The 707-nt window shown below is 62.7% G+C and carries 1 protein-coding gene; it reads left to right on the top strand.

Translation table 11 applies throughout. From position 1 onward, the window contains the following. Nucleotides 1-707, top strand: a 707-nt coding sequence (locus R4P65_RS33040) for an IS110 family transposase (RefSeq protein WP_317829701.1), incomplete at both ends; no start/stop codon positions are given.

The raw sequence follows: 707 nt of genomic DNA, 5'->3' as shown, positions 1-707 counted from the left end.
GTGCAGGACAAAGCAAGTTTTCCGGCAAGCCCGGCGGGTCTTGATCGGGCCCGCACGTGGATTGCACGCAGAGTAGGTCAACAAGCCGCCCTCGTTGTCATCGAAGGCATCGGCTCCTACGGCGCCGGACTCTCCGACCGCGTTCTCGCGGCGGGATTCCCGGTAGCCGAACCCTCCGTGATGGGGTCGGCGGATCGCAGAGGAGTCGGTAAGACCGACGATCTCGACGCCGCTCGTATCGCCCGATCAGTTCTGTCCGTCGACATCGATCGACTGCGTCGACCACGAGCGGACGGATCGCGAGTGGCGATGCGCGTTCTCGTGGTCGCTCGAGAACAGATGACGTGTGAACGGGTGCGCACCATCAATGCGTTGACGGCTTTGGTTCGCACCGTCGAACTTGGTGTGGATGCACGAAAATCGTTGACATACAGTCAGTTAAAGGAGATCGCAACCTGGCGGGCTCGGTCCGAGGACGCCACCACTGCGACGTGCCGAGCAGAGGCCGTGCGACTAGCCAAGAGGATTCGTGCGCTCGATGCGGAGTTGGTTGACAATCGAAAGTCTCTCGACGCATTGGTGAAGACCAATGCGCCGGAACTGACTGCCGCGGTCGGGGTCGGGGCAGTGGTTGCAGCGACTGTCCTGATCGCGTGGTCACATGCAGGTCGGGTGCGCTCCGAGGCCGCATTCGCCTCGCTCGCCGG

This window comes from Rhodococcus sp. IEGM 1318 (assembly GCF_033142465.1).
GTDB lineage: Bacteria > Actinomycetota > Actinomycetes > Mycobacteriales > Mycobacteriaceae > Rhodococcus_F > Rhodococcus_F qingshengii_B.
This window is presented reverse-complemented; position numbering and strand designations above follow the sequence as displayed.